17 protein-coding genes are annotated in these 19,375 nt (G+C 62.2%); 12 read left to right on the top strand and 5 right to left on the bottom strand.

Translation table 11 applies throughout. The features are described 5' to 3' along the window. Nucleotides 1-226: 226 nt before the first annotated feature. Nucleotides 227-838 carry a TetR/AcrR family transcriptional regulator C-terminal domain-containing protein gene (locus ACQR3T_RS23715; protein WP_428695036.1) on the bottom strand — a complete coding sequence of 204 codons (612 nt, stop codon included), beginning with the start codon at nt 836-838 and terminating at the stop codon, nt 227-229. Between the two features lie 97 nt (nt 839-935). Between ACQR3T_RS23715 and ACQR3T_RS23710 the strand changes: the two genes are divergently transcribed. From ACQR3T_RS23710 to ACQR3T_RS23700, 3 genes are read left to right on the top strand one after another with little or no spacing between them, the layout of a single operon-like run. After that, complete coding sequence (locus ACQR3T_RS23710; RefSeq protein WP_428695035.1) at nt 936-2,414, top strand: APC family permease; 1,479 nt, start codon at nt 936-938, stop codon at nt 2,412-2,414. Nucleotides 2,415-2,459: 45 nt separating this feature from the next. Next, entirely contained in the window at nt 2,460-4,052 is a 1,593-nt protein-coding gene (locus tag ACQR3T_RS23705) for an amidohydrolase (RefSeq protein ID WP_428695034.1), read from the top strand. Beyond that, the gene (locus ACQR3T_RS23700) at nt 4,052-4,525 is read left to right on the top strand and encodes a DUF3237 domain-containing protein (protein ID WP_428695033.1); all 474 of its coding nucleotides are present in this window, start codon (nt 4,052-4,054) and stop codon (nt 4,523-4,525) included. The genes ACQR3T_RS23705 and ACQR3T_RS23700 overlap by 1 nt, the downstream gene beginning before the upstream one ends. Nucleotides 4,526-4,538: 13 nt before the next feature. On the opposite strand, the gene ACQR3T_RS23695 is transcribed toward ACQR3T_RS23700, so the two are convergent. Both ACQR3T_RS23695 and ACQR3T_RS23690 read right to left on the bottom strand, forming a co-directional pair. Next, nucleotides 4,539-5,552 carry a glutathione S-transferase family protein gene (locus ACQR3T_RS23695; protein ID WP_428695032.1) on the bottom strand — a complete coding sequence of 338 codons (1,014 nt, stop codon included), beginning with the start codon at nt 5,550-5,552 and terminating at the stop codon, nt 4,539-4,541. 189 nt (nt 5,553-5,741) lie between these two features. Then, the gene (locus ACQR3T_RS23690; protein WP_428695031.1) at nt 5,742-7,469 is read right to left on the bottom strand and encodes an acetolactate synthase catalytic subunit; all 1,728 of its coding nucleotides are present in this window, start codon (nt 7,467-7,469) and stop codon (nt 5,742-5,744) included. Between the two features lie 139 nt (nt 7,470-7,608). Here ACQR3T_RS23690 and ACQR3T_RS23685 point away from each other — a divergent pair, with 139 nt between their 5' ends. The 7 genes from ACQR3T_RS23685 to ACQR3T_RS23655 all read left to right on the top strand — a co-directional run bounded on the left by ACQR3T_RS23685 (nt 7,609) and on the right by ACQR3T_RS23655 (nt 15,065). Further along, complete coding sequence (locus ACQR3T_RS23685) at nt 7,609-8,508, top strand: LysR family transcriptional regulator (protein WP_428695030.1); 900 nt, start codon at nt 7,609-7,611, stop codon at nt 8,506-8,508. A 99-nt stretch (nt 8,509-8,607) separates the two neighbouring features. Continuing rightward, a complete protein-coding gene (locus ACQR3T_RS23680; RefSeq protein ID WP_428695029.1) occupies nt 8,608-9,591 on the top strand; it encodes an NAD-dependent epimerase/dehydratase family protein in 984 nt (327 codons plus the stop codon). Continuing rightward, on the top strand, nt 9,588-10,391 hold the full coding sequence (locus ACQR3T_RS23675) for an alpha/beta fold hydrolase (protein WP_428695028.1): 804 nt from the start codon (nt 9,588-9,590) through the stop codon (nt 10,389-10,391). The genes ACQR3T_RS23680 and ACQR3T_RS23675 overlap by 4 nt, the downstream gene beginning before the upstream one ends. Nucleotides 10,392-10,487: 96 nt before the next feature. Beyond that, nucleotides 10,488-11,117, top strand: coding sequence for a cysteine hydrolase family protein (locus ACQR3T_RS23670; RefSeq protein ID WP_428695027.1), 630 nt, complete (start codon nt 10,488-10,490; stop codon nt 11,115-11,117). Nucleotides 11,118-11,150: 33 nt separating this feature from the next. After that, nucleotides 11,151-12,062 (top strand): 3-carboxyethylcatechol 2,3-dioxygenase, encoded by a 912-nt coding sequence (locus tag ACQR3T_RS23665; protein WP_428695026.1) that lies wholly within the window; start codon nt 11,151-11,153, stop codon nt 12,060-12,062. Further along, nucleotides 12,059-13,522: an aldehyde dehydrogenase (NADP(+)) gene (locus ACQR3T_RS23660; protein WP_428695025.1), complete on the top strand. Its 1,464-nt coding sequence runs from the start codon at nt 12,059-12,061 to the stop codon at nt 13,520-13,522. Before ACQR3T_RS23665 ends, ACQR3T_RS23660 begins: the two co-directional genes overlap by 4 nt. Before the next feature lie 145 nt (nt 13,523-13,667). Then, the gene (locus tag ACQR3T_RS23655) at nt 13,668-15,065 is read left to right on the top strand and encodes an MFS transporter (RefSeq protein ID WP_428695024.1); all 1,398 of its coding nucleotides are present in this window, start codon (nt 13,668-13,670) and stop codon (nt 15,063-15,065) included. A gap of 210 nt (nt 15,066-15,275) precedes the next feature. On the opposite strand, the gene ACQR3T_RS23650 is transcribed toward ACQR3T_RS23655, so the two are convergent. Together ACQR3T_RS23650 and ACQR3T_RS23645 are read right to left on the bottom strand one after the other, a co-directional pair. After that, a complete protein-coding gene (locus tag ACQR3T_RS23650) occupies nt 15,276-16,430 on the bottom strand; it encodes an alcohol dehydrogenase catalytic domain-containing protein (RefSeq protein WP_428695235.1) in 1,155 nt (384 codons plus the stop codon). Nucleotides 16,431-16,543: 113 nt separating this feature from the next. Further along, nucleotides 16,544-17,467: a LysR family transcriptional regulator gene (locus ACQR3T_RS23645; RefSeq protein ID WP_428695023.1), complete on the bottom strand. Its 924-nt coding sequence runs from the start codon at nt 17,465-17,467 to the stop codon at nt 16,544-16,546. 117 nt (nt 17,468-17,584) lie between these two features. Between ACQR3T_RS23645 and ACQR3T_RS23640 the strand changes: the two genes are divergently transcribed. Both ACQR3T_RS23640 and ACQR3T_RS23635 read left to right on the top strand, forming a co-directional pair. Beyond that, nucleotides 17,585-18,895, top strand: coding sequence for an aconitase X (locus tag ACQR3T_RS23640; RefSeq protein ID WP_428695022.1), 1,311 nt, complete (start codon nt 17,585-17,587; stop codon nt 18,893-18,895). 50 nt (nt 18,896-18,945) lie between these two features. Beyond that, complete coding sequence (locus ACQR3T_RS23635) at nt 18,946-19,326, top strand: aconitase X swivel domain-containing protein (protein ID WP_428695021.1); 381 nt, start codon at nt 18,946-18,948, stop codon at nt 19,324-19,326. The last annotated feature ends 49 nt before the right edge of the window (nt 19,327-19,375 follow it).

Raw genomic sequence — 19,375 nt, 5'->3', positions numbered from 1 at the left:
CGAAGCTGAGGTATTTCCGCACCGAGCTGTCCAGGCAAAGACATCGCAACGGACGTGTCCAGCGCTGGTCGTCGGAGCTCGGCGAGCGGTGACGGGACTCGAAGGGGATGGTCACGAGCCAATTCGGTTCGAGCCTGCCGCTGCGTGGATTCAAACACACACTGCCCGTTGTGTCGACGCTTGATCTTCGGATGACTCGGACTCTCCGAAGGGCAGGCCCAGCAAGTCATCGGTCGGCGAGTTTGTGCCGCAGTCCGGTGAGGAAAGCCGACAGCCCCACCTCGAAGGCCAGCTCGGACGGGCTTCTTCCGCCTTCGGAGTCGTTTACCGCAGCCGACAGCGCGGGGTGCAGCTGCGGATCAGCGGTGTACAGATTGCCGCCGCTCGCCGTGTCGAGAGCGGATCCGAGAACGAAGTTGTCGAACGCGATGATGATCGGCAGGACTTCCGGCCAACCGAAGCCCGCTGCATGAAGCCCGTGTGCCATCCGGTCGTACTCCGACAGCGATTCTTTGTCGCGAACGAGTGTTGTTGCGAGCAGTCGGATCGAACCAGCGTGGCGCGCGAAGGCCGCGCGGTACGACCACCCCAGCCGCCGCATGGCCTCGTCCCAGGGCGCGGACTCGAATGCCGAGTTGTCGATTGTCCGGCCGATTCGTGCCCGCATGAGGTCGATGACTTCGTCTCGACCGGCAATGTGGTGATACAGCGAGGATGGGTGGACGCCCAGCCTCGACGCCAGCTGCGTGATCGTGAAATCTCCTGTGGTGTCGGAGATTCGAAGCGCCTGGTCAACGATGCGATCGACGTCGAGCAAGGCTGTACGGGGTCTTGCCACATTCCACTCATTTCTCTCCAGGACTATCCAAGTCGGCAACTGTGGTTTACATTACGTCAAAACCAAAACAGTTTTGGTTAATTGGACGGAGTCGGCTATGACCATCCCCGAGCATTCCGAGCGCACCGGTACCCTCGATCGCGCCAGTCTGAATTCGCGCGACATCGTGTTCTTCGTTGTCGCTGCCGCAGCGCCGCTCACCGTCATGGTGGCGGTGGCCCCGATCGCGCTGCTGGTAGGCGGGATCGGGGCTCCTGCTGGCTACCTGGCCGCTGGGCTCATCAACATGGTGTTCGCCATCGGCTTCACCAAGATGGCCCGGCACGTGCACAACAACGGCGCGTTCTATTCCTACATCCGCAAGGGCCTGGGCAAGATTGCCGGTTTGGGGAGCGCCCTGGTCGCGGTGGTGTGTTACACGCTGCTCCAGCTCAGTATCTACGGTCTGTTCGGCGCGGTGACCGAGGCGACGGTGAACGATTTCATCGGGGTGGACCTGCCGTGGTGGGTGTGGGCGTTGGTCGCAGCGGCGATCGTCTCCGTTCTCGGGTACCGGTCGGTTCGAGTCGGTGCCAAGGTTCTGGGAGTTCTTCTCGTGCTCGAGGTCTTGGTGCTTCTGGTGCTGGCCGTCGGAGTCGTCGTCCACGGCGGCGCAACCGGTCTTTCCCTCGAGCCGTTCTATCCGGAGAACGTCTTCACAGGATCGATGGGTGCCGTGCTGGCTGTGTCGTTCGCCGCGTTCGTCGGTTTCGAGGCCACTGCTCTGTTCCGTAACGAGGCGGTACGACCGGATCGGACGGTGCCGCGTGCAACCTATGCCGCGGTCATCTTCCTCGCGATCTTCTACTGCTTCATCGTCTGGATTGCCGTGATGGCATTCGGGGCGGGGAATGCGGTCGATGCAGCTGCGGCTGATCCCGCCGGCTACTTCTTCACTGCGATGGATACCTACGTCGGAAGCGCGGCCACCGATGTCATGCGGATACTGATCATCTCGAGCGGTCTCGCCGCACTTCTGGCCTTTCACAATGCGATCACTCGCTACGGATATGCCATGGGGCGCGAGCGGATTGTCCCGGTGCGGCTCAGCTCCGTGCACAGCAAACACCTGTCTCCGCACATCGCCAGTATCGTGCAGTCCGTAATCGCTGCTATTGCGGTGCTGTGCTTCGCGGTCTCCGACGTCGACCCCGTCTTGCAATTGGCCGCGTGGACGGCAAGTACGGGCACCGTGGGGATTCTCGCGCTGCAGTGGCTGACCTCCCTGTCGGTTGCCGTCTTCTTCTCGAAGGGCAAGGACGGAGTGCGAGATCGCGGTGCGGCCCTGGCCGGTGCTGTCGCCTTCGTGCTGTTCGGTATCGCCCTGTACTTGGTGATCGACAAGATCGAATTGGCCACTCTCACCGACAGTCCGATCGTGAATACCATCGCCGTCAGTGCTCCAGTCTCGGTGTTCGTCCTCGGAGTTCTTCTTGCGCTGTGGATCCGATCCCGTAGACCGGAGGTGTATGCAGGCCTGGGAAGTACCGACATCGATTCCGAACTCGCTCCCAGTTCGCAGTCGAGCGAACGATAGTCATTCGGATGACGCCTGAAACCGACAACACAGATGGAGCACACAATGGCTGACGCCACCCTGGCCCTGATCAACGGACACATACTCCCTCAGGTCGGTGACACTCGATCAGCGGAAGCCGTTGCAGTTCGAGGCGATCGCGTTCTTGCGGTCGGAACAACTGCGGACATTCTCGAAATCGCTGGATCGGCAACGAGAGTCGTCGATCTGGCCGGTGGCACCGTGACACCGGGTTGGGTGGATGCCCACACGCATGTGGTGCAGGGCGCGTTGATGTCACTCGGGGTCGACTTCAGTCGATGCGAGAATTTGGACGACGTGCGTCGGGTACTGTACGCGGCGGAACCGACCGACGGTTGGATTCGCGGATGGGGCCTGAACCACAACGTGTTCGGCGGGCAGGCTCCGAGTTTCGATGCCATTTCCGAGTCGGTCACGACGCCGGTTCTGATCCGGTTCTACGATGCGCATTCGTCGCTGGCCAACCGAACTGCACTCGATCTTGCCGGTGTGACCGGCCGAGAGACCTTCGTGCATGGAGTTGCGCGGGTGGCGGTCGATGACGGGGGCAATACCACCGGCCATCTGATCGAGGAGGCGGCAATCCATCTGGTGGAGAGTGTGATGCCCGCGCAGAATGCGGGGGCCGCACAGTCTCTGCTGCGCAGTGTGACCGAGGAGATGGCGTCGGTCGGGTTGACCGGAGTTCACGTGATGGACGACCTGCCCGGAACAGTGGAGATGATCCGGGCTCTCGATGGAGACGACGCGGGGTTGCGGTTCTGGGTGTACGGCTGGGTGCAGCCGGACCATCCTGCCGATCGGGTCGAGAAGCTGGCTGAATTGGTGCACGGCACTGCCGGGCAGCGGTGGAGATATGCGGGCGCGAAGCTGTTCATGGACGGGACCGTGGAAGGTGGGACGGCGTGGTTGTGTCACCCGGATCTGTACGGCGAGGGCACTCGACCGTCGTGGACCGAACCGGAGCGCTACGCGGCCGTGGTGCGTGAACTCGACAGCCGTCGTGTGCCGACTGCCACCCATGCGATCGGCGATGCCGCTGTGCACCACAGTGTGCAGACCCTGGCGGCCCTCGTCGGCAGTGGTGTCGGGCATCGACTGGAGCATCTCGAAACCGTCTGCCCCGAGGATCTGGCGACGATTGCAACCGCAGGTATCGCCGCATCGATGCAACCGACTCACTGCACCAGATACACCCGAGCCGACGAGGCCGACGACTGGTCTCGGCGCATGGGCCGCGATCGGATCGACCGGGGCTGGCCGGTCGCAGAACTTCTCGATCTCGGTGTGACCGTCGCGCTCGGATCTGATTGGCCGGTAGCACATTTCGACCCCAGGGTGGTGATGGCCGACGCCCGATTGCGTCGCCCGGCAGACCGGCCCGACGACACCCCCCGTCAACCGCGGCAGGCAATCTCGGCGCAGCAGGCGCTGGACGGGTACACCACGCACGTCGCTGCTGCTGCTGGTCTGACCGACGGCACCGGGACCATCGTCGTCGGAGGACCTGCGGATTTCACCGCAGTAGACGGCGACGTGATGGGCCCTGCCGAGAAGCTTCCCGAGTTGCCGATCATCGCCACGATCGTCGGCGGCCAAGTGGTCTACGAACGGTGATGTCTCCTCGGGAAATGCTGCCCGAACCGGAGCTGGAATTCGTGTTCGAGATTCGGGTGCGTGTGTCGGACGAATTGCGGATCGGCCGCAGTGCACAGGAAGTGCTGCACTTCGTGCCTATCACAGGTGGCACCGTGACGGGCCCGAAGATGACGGGCGAGGTGCTCTCGTACGGGGGTGATTGGTTCGTCGAACGCGGCGACACGGTGCAACTCGACGCACGATATGTGCTGCGTGCCGACGACGGGTCGCTGATCGACATCCACAACCGGGGCTACTACCGTGCCCCGCAGGATGTCGAAGCACGCTTGCAGGCGGGCGAATTCGTGGACGAGCGCGAGTACTACTACCGCACGGCACCGGTGTTCCAGACAGATTCGGAACAATTCCGGTGGTTGGCGAACAATCAGTTCGTCGGGATGGCCCGCGACGACGGAGGTTTGATCTGCATTCGCGTCTTCTGGTTGCGCTAGCCGCTGGGAATCACTACACCCGGTGCTCGGGCGGAACCAGTTCGTCCGGCTTCGGCGGCGGCGGCGCGGTGCCGTCACCGAAGGGCGATCCGCCGAGTGATTCGCGCCCGTGCGGTTCGAGCCAGCCGGCCAGATCGGGTCCCTTCGGCACGATGCCCGACGGATTGATCGCGGTGTGCACCTCGTAGTAGTGCCGCTTGATGTGGTCGAAGTCGACGGTGTCTCCGAATCCGGGGGTCTGGAACAGGTCGCGTGCGTAGTTCCACAGCACCGGCATCTCGGTGAGTTTGTTGCGGTTGCACTTGAAGTGGCCGTGATAGACGGGATCGAAGCGAACCAGGGTGGTGAACAGGCGAACGTCTGCTTCGGTGATGTGGTCTCCGACGAGGTAGCGCTGCGTGGCCAGGCGTTCGACGAGCCAGTCCAGGCGTGCGAACAGTCGGTCGTAGGCCTTGTCGTATGCCTCCTGCGAACCGGCGAATCCGCAGCGGTAGACGCCGTTGTTGACGTCCCTGAACACCAGGTCGGACACTTCGTCGATGTCGGCGCGCAGCGCTTCCGGGTACAGATCGGGGGCTCCGTCGCGGTGGAACTGCGTCCACTCGGTACTCAGGTCGAGAGTGATCTGCGGGTAGTCGTTGGTCACGACCTCGCCGGTGGGAACGTCGACGATGGCGGGGACGGTGATGCCGCGCTCGTAGTCCGGGAAGCGGGCGAAGTAGGCGTCCTGCAGGCGAGGAATCTGCAGAACCGAGTCGACGCCACCGGGGTCCTCCTGGAAGTTCCAGCTGCGCGGGTCGTGGGTCGGCCCCGGAATGCCAAGGGACAGTGCGTCTTCGAGCCCGAGCAGGCGACGGACGATGATGGATCGGTGGGCCCACGGGCAGGCGCGGGCAGCGATCAGTCGATACCGGCCCGCCTCCACCGGATAACCGTCCCGGCCGTCGGCGGTGATCCGGGTCGGAATGTAGTTGGTGTCGCGCTCGAATTCCTTGCCCGGCCTGAAGTAGGCACCGTCCTCTGCCATGATCGAACTCCTAAGATCGTTAAATAGTCTGACGCTTCCGGTCTGCACAAAATACGCCCACGCCTGTTTGCCGGACCGTCGGCATAGCTGGGTCCGAATTGCATCCAAAAGACGCCGCGCCTCGCTCCACGTGTAGGGGCGAGGCGCGGCGCGTAAGCCTTTCGTCCGATTCGCTCGGGTGCTTCGTCTCTACTGTGACATCACTTCGGCGGACACGCCGCTCCATCCGGTGATCGGGGGATATGCGTGCGGATCGGTGATGATTTCGACCAGGGTGGGTCGTCCGGATGCAATAGCTTTTGCGAGCACATCGGCCACCGCGTCGGCGCTATCGACGCGGACTCCATCTGCTCCACATGCTCGAGCGATGGCCGCGTGATCTACCGCGACAAAGTCCACAGCGCTGGTGTATTCGCCGAACTGCACAAGTTCCACATGCTTTTGAAAGCCGAGAATACCGTTGTTCAACAGGACAACGACAACAGGAATGTTCTCCCGCACCGCCGTTTCGAACTCCGACCACACGTGCCCGAATCCACCGTCCCCGGTGAGGCAGATGACCGTTGCATCAGGACGAGCAAGCTTGGCTCCCAACGCCAGGGGCATTCCCCATCCGAGCCCCGCGAGGCCTCGGGGGGACAGGAAGCGTTGTCCCGGAACGCGTGACCGGAGGTAGTTGCCCATCCAGATGGACGAGTAGCTGGCGTCCGCTGTGACGATCGTGTTCTCGTCGAGAAGCTCGTTGATCTCGTTCGCCACCAATTCCGGTCGAATCAGGCCGTCTCCGGGAGTCACTAGATCCGCTACTGCGGTCGTGTGGGCGTTACGCCCTGCCGCGATCTGGCTTTTCACGAAGTCGGCCGCCGCGTGTCGTTTGCTCAGATCGGACTTCTCCAACGCCTCGAGAAGGTCGGTCAGCGCGAGCTTCGCGTCCCCGACCACACGAATTGCCTCGTAGTTTCGGCCCACCTCGTTGGAGTCGACGTCTATGTGGATCAGTCTGGCACCCTCGGGAATCAAACTCCAAGCATCGGTGCCGTTCTCGTTGGTGCGTGTACCGACGAGAACTATCGCATCGGCGTCGGTGACGAGTGAGCGAAGATGGTGCGTCGCGCCCGTCGGCCCCATGTAGTTGCCGATGTTTCCGACCGACAGCGGGTGCCGTTCATCGACGGAGCCCTTGCCCATGTTCGTGGTCGCTACTGGGAGGGCGACTCGATTCTGAAGGGCCGCAACAATATCGGCTGCCCCGGAAAGATGTACACCACCTCCGGCAACGAGGAGTGGACGTTCGGCCGAGGCGATGAGTTCGGCCGCCTCGGCTATTCGATCTGAGGCCGGACGAACCGGGTCGAGGGGAAAGTGGCCGAGAGTCGCTGTGCGTCGCCCCAATCCCGTCGCTGTTTCGATAAGAACGTCCCGTGGCAGCATCAGTACTGCCGGCCCCGGCCTTCCCGACGTCGCGGCGGTGATGGCCATGTCGAGATAGTCGTCTACCCGTGCGGGGTCGTCGAGAACTCGAAGCCACTTCGAGACCGACCGAAAGAGGTCGGGGTGGTCGAACTCCTGGAACGCGTTGCGGTCTCGGTTGGCGCGCGGAACATCCTGCACCAGTGCGAGAATCGGAACCGACGCCTTCGTGGCCTCGGCGAGCGGAGGTACCAGCAAGGTTGCAGCCGGTCCGTTCTGCGCCGCGACCACCGAGATCTGACCGGACACACGGGCAAACCCGTCGGCCATCGTCCCCGCGGCATTCTCGGTCCGATACGCCAGCTGACGGATACCGAACTTCGGTGCAGCCAGCATCAGGGCCGATGGCAGGGATTGGCCGAAGATCACTGTGACGCCGTGCCGCTGCAGACCGGCGGCCAGAGCGTCTGCGACCGTGAGAGGTGGTCCTGAGGATTGGTCGGACACGTGTAAGCCCTTCGTGAAAGTTGTTCGGCCGCGGATACCTTGCGCTGGGTCGGCCTCGACCTTCAGCCTGGGCCAGGACGGGCCTCGGCGTCCAATAGGACTCTTTGCGATTGCGAGAAGCGATGCTTATGGTCTGAGCGTGAACCTTCGACGGCTCGAGTATTTCGTGGTCTTGGCGAAAGAACTGCATTTCGGTCGCGCTGCAGATCGGCTGCACCTCGCTCAGCCTGGCCTGTCACAGCAGATCAAAGTGTTCGAGAAAGAGTGCGCCGTGAAACTCTTCGAGCGGAATTCGCACGGCGTGACACTGACGGAGGCCGGCCGAGTTCTGTTGGAGGAGGGCGAGGCCATTCTCGCTCAGGTGGACCGCACACTCGCCCGTGTCCGCGCGTCCGGAGACGGACGGGAGGGAACGCTCCGCATCGTGCTGACCCGATCCGTGGCCTTCGGGCTTCCCGACACCGTGGTGAACGAGTTTTCTCAACGCTACCCGGGAGTGCAGGTCACCAGGGACGTCGCCTGGACCACTCGAAACGTCGACATGTTGCGTGCAGGAGACGTCGACGCGGCGTTCGTTCGTCTGCCTCTGTCGGACGAGTCCGACATCGAAATCCTTTCCCTCGGTGATACCGAGGCAGTCGTCGCGTGCCCGGCCGATCATCCATTGGCGGCCAAGCACCGAATAGAACGCAGCGACCTGATCGGCGAAACGTTGGTCAGTTGGCCACGAACGCAAGCGCCCGGTTACTTCGACGAGATGCAGAGGGAGATATTCGGTGCCCAACCGCCGAACAGCATCATCTGGGAACCGGACCCCGAACATGTGATGGCGGCCGTCGACCGAAACAGGGGAGTGGCGGTGCTGGACAGCGAGCGTGCATCCAAACTCCGATCCGACGGCGTGGTGATCAGGCGGTTCGCGCCGCCGATACCGCGTTTCGCCTTCGGGGTCGCGTGGCATCCCAGGCGGGAGGATCCGGTATTGGCGGCGTTCCTGCAGGTATGTCGCGATCTGCGCGATATTCGCGGCGATCACTAGAGGTTATCGCCGACGACAAAGGTTCTATTGGACTGTGACCTGGGTGACATGGTGACCTGTGTGCATGAGCAAACAGACTGCTGACAGGGGTCCGGTCCGATGAAGGTCTTGGTCATGGGTGGTACCCGATTCGTCGGTGTCCTCGTTGTTCGGCACCTACTGGACGCCGGGCACGAGGTGACGGTGTTCCATCGCGGTAGTCGCGAACCCGAATGGATCGGTGAAGTCCGTTCGATACTGGGCGATCGGAACAAGGCGGACGATCTCGCGCGCTTGGCGGCCACCGATCGATTCGATTCCGTACTGGATCTATCGGCGTACACAGGCGAGCAGACGGCGTCGCTTCTCGCTGCGCTGCCTGAGGTGGACCGATGGGTGCACTGCTCGACCGTCAACGTGGTTCGCCCCGACCCTCTGATTCCGTGGCCCGAGGACATCGAATACGGTCCGCATCCGCTGTGGGGTAACTATGCGGTCGACAAGATTGCGTGCGAACGTGCAATCTCCACTGCCCGAGCCGAATTGCACTCGGTCGTCGTGCGCCTGCCACTGGTTCTCGGCCCACTGAACTTCATCGCTCGCGAGGAGTTCGTTCTCAACCGAATTCTCGACGGAGCTCAGATCCTTCTCCCGGGTGATGGGCAGGCAGTTCACCAGTACATCTACCGCGATCATGCCGCCGAGGCGTTGGCTCGTGCAGTCGAACTGACCGGAAGCGGCTTCGACGTCTACAACGTCGCATCCAAGAGGTGCAACACCTCGCTCCAAGGGTTCGTCGATGTGTGCGCCGAAGTCGTCGGCCGCTCGGCCGACACCCGAACCGTCGGTGGTGGACCGACCGGCGAAGACCGCGACACGTTCAACAACGTCGACTGTGTCTTCCCATTCAGCAACGAGAACACTATTCTTGCGATCGACAAGGCCGAGCGTGCTGGACTCCTCTCTCCGTTTCTCGACATCAGGGAAATGATCTCTGCCGCGTACCAGGCGTTGCTCGAAAATCCAGAACGCCGCAAGTGGGAACGTACACCTGCTGAAACTCGCGTTCTGGCCAGGCTGGAGAACACCGGAGCACGCCGGTGACGAACCATGTACTTGTCGGTGGGCGCACACTTGCAGTCGCCGACTCGGGCACAGGGGCGCCGGTGCTGCTACTGCACGGAGCAGCACCCGGAGCGTCGTCGGAGGGAACGTGGGCTTCCCTGACACCCCAGCTCGCACGCACTCACAGGGTCGTAGCTCCGGACTTTCTCGGTTTCGGCGGTTCGGACAAGCCCGAAGGCGAAGACTACGGTATCGGACTGTGGACCACTCAAATGGTAGCTCTCGCAGACGAACTGGGGCTCGAACGGTTCAGTGTCATCGGGAATTCCTTGGGTGGCAGGGTAGGGCTACAGCTCGCACTCGACGCGCCTGAACGAATCGACAGCTTGGTCCTGATGAGTACCCGGGTGGCACCGTCGACGTCGCCGGCACAGACTCTGCTGCGCAACTATCGGCCGGACCGATCGTTGATGCGGGAGCTGTTGCACGAGTGCTTCGCCTACGACTCCGACACTGTGACTGCCGATCTCGTCGAAAAGCGCTACGCCCTCAGTGCGCTTCCGGGTGCGCACGAGGCGATCCAGGCCTTCTTTCGCGACGGTTCGCGTGTGCCGCGGACCCCTCTCCAGGAGCAACTCCCTCGGATCGATCATCGCACACTGGTTCTGCATGGCCGGCACGACAAGGTTGTTCCTGTTTCCAACGCCATCACGTTGGCCGAACTGATACCCCACGCGGAACTTCACGTGTTCGCCGACACCGGACACTGGTTTCCGCAGGAACGAGCCGACGAATTCAACGCAGCGGTTTCGACTTTCCTTTCCCATCGGCTCCCCTGAACGTGGAGCCCCGTATTGTGGCGACGTTCTGTCTTGTGGTGACGTTCTGTCGCACAACAGGACTCGCTTCTTCAACCCTATGCACAGGAGTCTGAGATGGAGCTCGATCCCCGCACTACCGCGATCGTCGCAGTTCATTGCCAGGGCGACGTAGTCGGTCCGAACGGCGCGCTCGCCGGAGCGTTCTACGAGCAAGTACAGCTCCGAAACATTGTCGGGCGAATCGCCGATCTGCTCGACGCAGGCCGTGAGGCGGGGTGCACAACGATTTTCACCCGCATCGCGTTCGCGCCGGACTACTCGGACCTCCTTGCCAATTCTCCCATCCTTGCCGACATCCCGGTCCTCGGGTGCATGAAAGACGGTTCGGAAGCAGCGAAGATAGTCGACGACGTTCGGATGCAGCCCACCGACATCGTTCTCACGCACCAGAGGGTCGGAGGCTTCACGGAGCGGATGAGTCTCGAACTCACCGCACGCGGCATCACCACGATCCTGTTCTGCGGCGTCGCAACGAACGTTTCGTTGGAGAGCACCGCCCGCGCAGCCACTGATCTCGGGTATCGAGTCGTCGTCGTCGAGGACGCGTGTTCGGCGGCCACTCTCGAGATTCACAATGCAGCCGTCGCCTCGCTCGGGGCTCTGGCCACCATTACCACTATCGACGAGGTGACTGGTGCCCTGAAAAAACCTGCCGGACTGCGGTCCGTGCATCAGACCAACTGAGCCACATCGATATTCACGAGCCCAAGGAAGCACATGACAACACTAGAATCAGGTGCGCGACTGGCAGGTGTCGCACTCTCCCACAGTCCCCAGATGCTGGCCGACGTCGAACACACTCAGGGAGTGCACTTCCGTGCCGCGGTGGAGGCCGCAGCGCTGGCGGTGCGTGCCTACGACCCGACTCTGGTCGTGTACTTCGGCCCCGACCACATGCGTGCACTCGCCGGCATCGCGCCCGCATTCACAGCGGTCGAGGCCGCAACCGGATACGGCGATTGGAACACCGCGAGCTCCCGTTACGACATCCCCTCCCAGCTGGTACGTGACTATGTTCGATTCACGACCGAGAACGGCGTCGAAGTAGCGCTTGCTCCCGAGCTCAAGCTCGATCACGGATTCGGACAGTCGACCACCGATCTGTTCGGGCGACTCGATGCGGTGCCGATGCTTCCGGTCGTCGTCAACTGCATCGATCGTCCACTCGCAACCACAGCACGGGTGATCGAACTGGGCCGAATCACCCGTCGCTTTCTCGACACGTCCACGTCCTCGGACGATCGAGTGCTGGTGATCGGATCCGGGGGACTGTCGCACTCGCCGCCGTCGCTCATCCCAGGTGCACACAAGCTTCCGGAGGCGGAACGTCAGGCGCTGATCACCGACAACATGGGCAAGGCGATCGATGCCATCCGGCCGAAGTGGGACGCACGGATGCTGCAGCTTCTGGCTGACGGTGACCTCGATTCGATCTCCCGGATGTCCCACGAAGACATCCAGACCGCCGGAACGGGTGCGCACGAGGTCCGCACCTGGATCGCAGTGGCGGCCACGGTCGGCGAACCACTGGGAACCGTCGGTTACGAGACTGTCCCCGAGTGGATCACCGGTATGGGCATCGCGGCCAACAGCGAGCTCGGTATCGAGACGTCGAGGGTGACGGTATGACGGGGGCAGATCGGGTTCTGGAGTCCTCGTCCGAGGACGTGGCCGTCGCCGTCGACGCGGCAGTGAGTGCGTCGTCGGCGTGGGCGGCTACCTCGCGATCAGCACGAGCGTCTGCACTTCGCGCGGTCGCGGACGCGCTGCACGCGTCGTCGGCAGACCTCATTCCGGTTGTCGACTCCGAAACATCGCTCGGCACAGTCCGATTGACGGGTGAGCTGGCTCGAACGGTGCACCAGTTGCGAATGTTCGCGGACGTGGTCGAGGAGGGTGCCTATCTGGAGGTGGCGATCGACCATGCGAACCCGGATTCGCCTGTCCCCATCAGCGGCGACATTCGCCGATGGCTCATCGCCATCGGGCCGGTCGCGGTCTTCTCGGCGAGTAACTTCCCGCTTGCGTTCTCAGTCCTCGGTGGCGATACCGCCTCGGCGTTGGCGGCGGGCTGCACGGTGGTTGTCAAGGCGCACCAAGGACATCCCAGAACGTCTGACATGGTGCTCGGCATCGCGCGCAACGCTCTTCGTGCCTGTGGTGTGGCAGAGGATGTCATCGGTCTGGTTCACGGCCGAGAGGCCGGTCGGTTGCTTGTTTCCCATCCGGCGATTGCCGCGGCCGGGTTCACCGGCTCGGTGGCAGGCGGACGAGCGCTTGCCGATCTCGCTCACGCCCGCCCGCACCCGATTCCGTTCTTCGGCGAATTGGGTAGCCAGAACACCTTTGTCGTGTCAGCGGGAGCCGCGGACGCACGAAGTGAAGCAATTGCCGAAGGACTGGCGAACTCTGTTCTGCTCGGCAACGGTCAGTTCTGTACCAAGCCGGGGTTGGTATTTCTTCCCGACTCGGCATCGGGCCAGCAGATCGTGGACGCGCTGTCGGACCTCATCGGACAACGTCCTGAGTCGCCATTTCTGACCCAGGCGGTTCGTGACGGCTTTGTCGTCGGAACAGAGCGTTTGGGTGACGCGAGTGGCGTAACACAGCTGAGCCCAGCAAGAACCGCGACGGCTCCTTCCTTGTGGGAGTGCGATCCGGGAAAGCTCGGCAGCGCCGTTCTCGAAGAATGCTTCGGGCCGACTGCAGTCGTCGTTCGCTACCGCGACCAGGACGAATTGTCAGGGCTGCTCGACCGTGTGGATCCTGCGCTCACCGCCACCTTCCACACCGAGCCGAACGAAAAGGACTTCACTACCTGGCTTCTCGGCACTCTGAGCTCCAAGGCAGGGCGAATTGTCGCGAATCAGTACCCCACCGGAGTGGCGGTGACGGCCAGCATGCACCACGGCGGACCGTCCCCGTCCACCACCAACTCGCAACACACTTCGGTGGGCGCGACCGCCATCCGGCGGTTTCTGCGTCCGATCGCGTACCAGAACGTCGCGCAGGAGCTCCTTCCGGCCGAACTTCAGGATGGAGCCGGTGCCGGAGTGATCCGCCGAATCGATGGTTCCCTGTTCTTCTAGTGCTACCAGCTTGGACCTCACATTCTCGGTGCGGCCGCCCCGGCACAACCGCGATGCGGCCGCACTCGAGGCGGGTGCGAACCCGCGAACCGTTGACACCCACCTTCGCGGATCCAGAACGACCCGCGCCTCGAAACGAGACAACATGACAGAACCGACAGCCACTGCACCGCCGGCGAGCCCACACAAGACCTCGCCGTTGCGTGTGGCGGTGGCCAGCTTCATCGGCACCACGGTGGAGTACTACGACTTCTTCATCTACGGAACTGCAGCGGCCCTGGTGTTTCCGAAGTTGTTCTTCCCCGACGTCGATGCAGCGTTGGGAATCCTGTTGTCCTTCGCGACGTTCGGCGTGGGCTTCCTGGCCCGCCCGCTGGGCGGCGTGGTGTTCGGGCACTTCGGAGATCGAGTCGGACGCAAGAAAATGTTGGTGCTGTCTCTTGTAGGGATGGGTCTCGCGACCATGCTGATGGGCCTGCTTCCGGGATACGAGCAGATTGGGATTGCCGCACCGATCCTCCTGACCGTGCTCCGGTTGCTGCAAGGCTTTGCCGTCGGAGGTGAATGGGGTGGTGCCACCCTGATGGCCGTCGAGCATGCCCCGCAGGCCAGAAAGGGATTCTTCGGTGCGTTTTCACAAATGGGCGCGCCCGCGGGTACCAGCGTCGCGACACTTGCCTTTCTGCTGGTCGCCCAACTCCCGGACGACGACTTCATCGCTTGGGGTTGGCGGCTCCCGTTCTTGTTCAGCGCGGTCCTGATCGGTATCGGTCTCTTCATTCGGCTCTCGCTAGCCGAGAGTCCTGATTTCGCTGCGGTTCGTGATCGGAACGCCGTTGTCGCTCTACCGGTGGTGACTGCGGTGCGCCGGCACTGGAGAGAGATCCTGCTCGTTGCCGGAACTTTTCTGAGTCAGGGAGTTTTCGCATACATCTGCAGCGCGTATTTGATCTCCTACGCGACCACCAACACGGGAATCAGCCGCACCTTCGCGCTGACAGGGGTGTTTCTGGCAGGCGTCGTCGCAGTGATCCTCTACCCGATCTTCGGATCGCTCTCCGACACCTTCGGGCGTAAGACGCTGTATCTGATCGGCGCAACGTCTATGGCGGTGGTTATCTGGCCGGCATTCGCATTGATCAACACGGGAAACCCCTGGAATTTTGTGCTCGCGTTGATCCTGATCTTCGGGATCGCGATGGCTCCCGCTGCCGGCGTCACTGGTTCCCTGTTCACGATGATTTTCGACTCCGACGTGAGATACAGCGGAGTTTCCCTGGGATACACCCTTTCTCAGGTACTCGGATCTGCCTTCGCCCCGACCATCGCGACAGCGCTGTATGCCTCGACGAAGTCCAGTGATTCCATTGTTCTGTACCTCTTGGGGGTCTCTGCTGTGTCGATCGTGTCGGTCGTCCTCCTGCCGGGCGGGTGGGGTCGAAAGGGTGCCGCTCGTCAGCTGGTCACCGACCAGGAGAACAACACCATGAAAGGCTCCGATACAGCTGTTGTTCAGTCTGTTCCGGTAGCACCCGAAGGCTGACAACGAGAGAGTTATGTCCTTGCACCTCGGTCACCGTGACCGAGGTGCAAGTCGTGTGTGTGGGAGCGGTCTCCGCCCGCTGGCCGAAGCGGAATTGCGCACGGCGCGTGTCCGACCATCGGACCGAGCAGTACTCAATCGGCACAGCGTGAAAAGGGTGGCTCGGGCATGTCGCCCGAGCCACCCTGCACCTGACGGAGTGTGGCGTGGTCAGCCAGCCGTCGACGAGGCTGTGGCCAGCTGCGAGGCCGAATCGGGCTCGGCCATGGACGGATTCACCACGACATTGGTGAATCCACCTTTTCTGTTTTCGACAGCGTCGAGGGCCTCGTTCACTGCTGAGAGAGGGAATACCTCGTTCTCGAATACCGATAGATCGAGTGTCCCGGCTTCGGCCATGCGCGCCATGTCCTGACCGTCGGCAACACTGAACCAGTTCGATCCGATCACACTGATCTGGAAGCACATGAGTTTGAACATGTTCAGCGGCAACGTCTCCGACATACCACCGATGTCGACCATCCGTCCACCGCGACGTAGCGCGTCGATTCCGGCCAGGGTGATCTCGTGTGGTGCACCTGGGCCGACAGCGTCCACGAACGCATCCGCCCCGAGCCCGTCGGTGTGATGCCGAACCCATTCGCCCACGTCTCCGTCACCATGGGAATGCACTTGTACACGTCGTGGGTCGAGCTGTCGAACGCGCTCGAGTAGCGCGCGGTCTCGTGCCATCACCAGCACACGGGTGGCACCCATCGCCAGCGCATTGAGCACCGCTCCGACCCCGAGGGTTCCCGTGCCGCCGTTGATCAATACCGACGTTCCCGCCTTCACATCGGCCTTGCGAAGCGCGGCGTAGGAAGTGCCCAGATAGCCGAAGCGGCAAGCCTGCTCGAACGATACGGAGTCGGGCAAGGTGACCAACGCGTCGACCGGTGTCGTGATATATTCACCGAAGCCACCGTGCGGGTAGTCCTCGTAGATTTGGTGCGAGTCGGGACCGAATCCGAAGTAGCCCTGAAAGGTGAAGCTCGGATCGTTCAGTGGATCACCACCTCTCGACGCATATGAATCTCCGGAATGACGACCGGGATTGACGTAGACACGTTCGCCGACCTTCACGTTGCGAACCTGCGAACCCACGCGGCTGACCACGCCTGCGGCATCGAGACCGAAGATTGCAGGGAGCGCCGGCAAGGGCAGGTACGGAAACCACTCCGGCCACGAGGTCACTACATTCCGCAGGTTTGGAATCACGTTGCAGGCCCGCACCTCGACGAGCACATCCCGCGGTCCTGGTTCGGGGATCTCCACCTGATCGATCCGAAACGGTTGACCCACCTCGTGCAAGCGGGCGGCACGCATGAAATTCATTTCTGCTCCTTCTTCGATCATGGAGCCCAATTGTGTGACGCGCGCCTCATGCTCGTCCAATAGTGATCCGGCAGCCGGCGATAGGCTTTTGCTATCGCCACTTCCTATCGAGGATCGGTAGGTATGAGTCCGAGTGACGCGTCTCGGCCGAACTCGCTCCAGAATGCCGTCATCAGAGGCGAAACTCGCTCCCTATGGCGGGCGATGGCGATGGACCAGGTCAGTGCCTCGCCCCTGACGTTCAAGATCCGCACATCATCTCGCGCCGCAGCGATGAAGTCCGGCACTATGGCAATGCCGATTCCGGCGGCAACGTAATTGGGAACCTTCGAGGGTTCGGCGACTTCCAGGTTCACGATTCGCTCCAAGCCCGCGCGGTCGAAGGCCTCGTCAGTGATAGTCCGATTCGTCTGTCCTGCAGGGGATTCGATCCAGGTTTGGGTTGCGACCTCGGGAAGCGTCAGAGCGGTTCGCTGTGAGAGTGGATGGTCGGGTGATGCGATGAAGACGAGTACTCCTTCGGCGAGGATCGTCATTGTCAGCCAATCTGTCTCGGTCCGGACCCGATCGGGTAATCGGCTGGCGATGAACGCAATGTCGATCTCGGAGCGGCGTAGGCGTTCTACGAGCCCCGCTGTACCGACGGAGTCCGACAGGACCTCCAGAGTGGCGTAGGGGTTGGCATCGCCGAACCGCTTCAGGACGGCCGGAAGTGCGATCGGCTCGATCGAGCCGATCGTGCCTACTCGAAGCTTGCCCCCGAGACTGTTGTCCACGTCGTGCAGATGTTCGCGAGTGAGCGCCAAGTCGTCGAGAAGCTTGCGTGCTCGGGGAACCAGGGCGTGGCCTGCCGAGGTCAAGACCGCGGTACGGGCGGAGCGATCGAAGAGTCGAACGCCGAGTTCTTTCTCCAGTGTCTTGATGGTGGTGCTGACGGTCGACTGCACGGTGTTCATTTCCTCGGCAGCGGCGGCAAAAGTCCCCGCCTGCACAACGCTCGCGAATGTCTGAAGGTGTCTGAAGTCCACCCACAAATCATCGCATAATCCGATGAATCATTTCGGAAAACATCGTTGGACGAAATCATGGGTACCGGCCATGCTGTGTGTGTGAAGAGAGACTTGGATCACAGTCCCATGACATCTATGACGCTCACTGCGGAGGAACGCGCGATGCTGGAGGGCCGTTCGGGCGAGGCCATGAGCAAGGTCATGGAAACGCTCGTGCGGTACGGCGAGCTGTTCGGTGCGCAACGTCTCGTTCCGCTCGATGGCCCGACGCACGTGGTTACCTCGATGGGCATGGCAGGCCTCGAAGCCGCGTTCGACCTCCTCGACAGGCTCATTGCGGCGGGCGCGACAACGGTCGAACCGTTCACCGTCGATCCGCGCCCGTACGATTTCGACGCGGTCCCGTACACCGACGACGAGGTACGCGACATTCGCGCGTTGTATCCGCACCAGGACCGGTACGAAACGCAGTTACGAGCGCTCGGGCTGAAAGACGAGGACGCGTTCTCGTGCACCGCATATCTACCCGAGACGGGCAACACGCCACGAGAGGGAGACGTACTGTCCTGGGCCGAGTCCTCCGCCGTGGTGTTCGTAAATTCCGTACTGGGCGCGCGTACCAACCGAAATTCCGGTCTGATCGAGTTGATGGGGGCGATCGCCGGGCGCGCACCGGAATTCGGACTGCTGCTCGACAGCGGCCGGGCCGCCACGTGGAAGATCGATGTGCGGACCACAACGCTGCCACCGGCCACTGTCCTGGGCTCGGAGATCGGCCGTCGCGTCGTCGAAGGCGTTCCCTACATCACCGGCCTCGACAGATTGTTGGCCGACCTGTCTCCCGCGGCGGCCCGCGACTATCTGAAGGACTTCGGTGCTGCGACAGCATCGAGCGGTGCCGTCGGGTTGTTTCACGTCGAGAAGGTGACACCGGAAGCGATCCGCTTGGGGGCCACGCTCATGGCAGACGGGTTCTCTTCGGTCGTGATCGACGACGACATTCTCGCGCCCCCTGTTGTGCCCGGTCGGCCGGCGGAAGCGGAGGTGGACATCGAAGCGGACACAGCGCTGATCGGATGTCCGCACCTGTCGCGCGAGCAGCTGGGCTCTGTGGTCGATTCGATCCTCGACTCCTTGGAACGAGCAGGGCGAGAGCGAGTTTCGATGCGCACCATACTCAGCACCGCTCCGCGTGCCGTGTGCGCGTTTCGCGCCGAGCAGCCAACGCAATACGAACGAGCGATCGCTGCGGGCATTTCGATTTCCACGTTCTGCCCTGCTCTGCACATGAACTGCCCGTCCTCGGCGGGAAGCGCTGTCATCACCAATTCCAACAAATTGCGCACCTACACCACCAGTCGATTCTTCGAAGACGACATCGTTCTTCGCCGAATAGTGCACGGCCACAACCCAACGATGCAAAGTGAGCGGGAACCCACATCATGAAGACCTTCACAGGAAGGGTGGTCACTGCAGGCTCCACTCGAGGAGAATGCGTGGTCACCAGGCAGGGGTTCAACACTCTTGCAACGTATTTCAAGGGAATTGCTGCATCCGACCCGTTCTGTCACGACCGGAACAATCCCGATCTCTACCGCAAACACATCGGCGGCAAAGTCCTGTGCCTGACGCAGTCCATCGGGTCCACCACCGGCGGAATGATTCTCCAATGCGCGGCTCAGCTCGGTATCGCACCCAAGGCGATGCTGTACTCGGGCCACATCGACTCGATCTCCGCGGCCGGAATTCTGCTTGCCGACATCTGGGACGGAAATCGGATAGTGGCCATCGATCAACTCGGCGACGAATTTCTCGACTCAGTACGCGATGGCGACAACGTCGAGATCGGATCAGACGGTTCGGTCGTCGTCGGTTAGCACGACCTTGCGTTTCACGGCCCGCCGTTCGGCAGCCGAACCCATCAAG

The sequence above is a fragment of the Rhodococcus sp. IEGM1428 genome (genome assembly GCF_050321865.1).
Lineage (GTDB): Bacteria > Actinomycetota > Actinomycetes > Mycobacteriales > Mycobacteriaceae > Rhodococcoides.
This window is presented reverse-complemented; position numbering and strand designations above follow the sequence as displayed.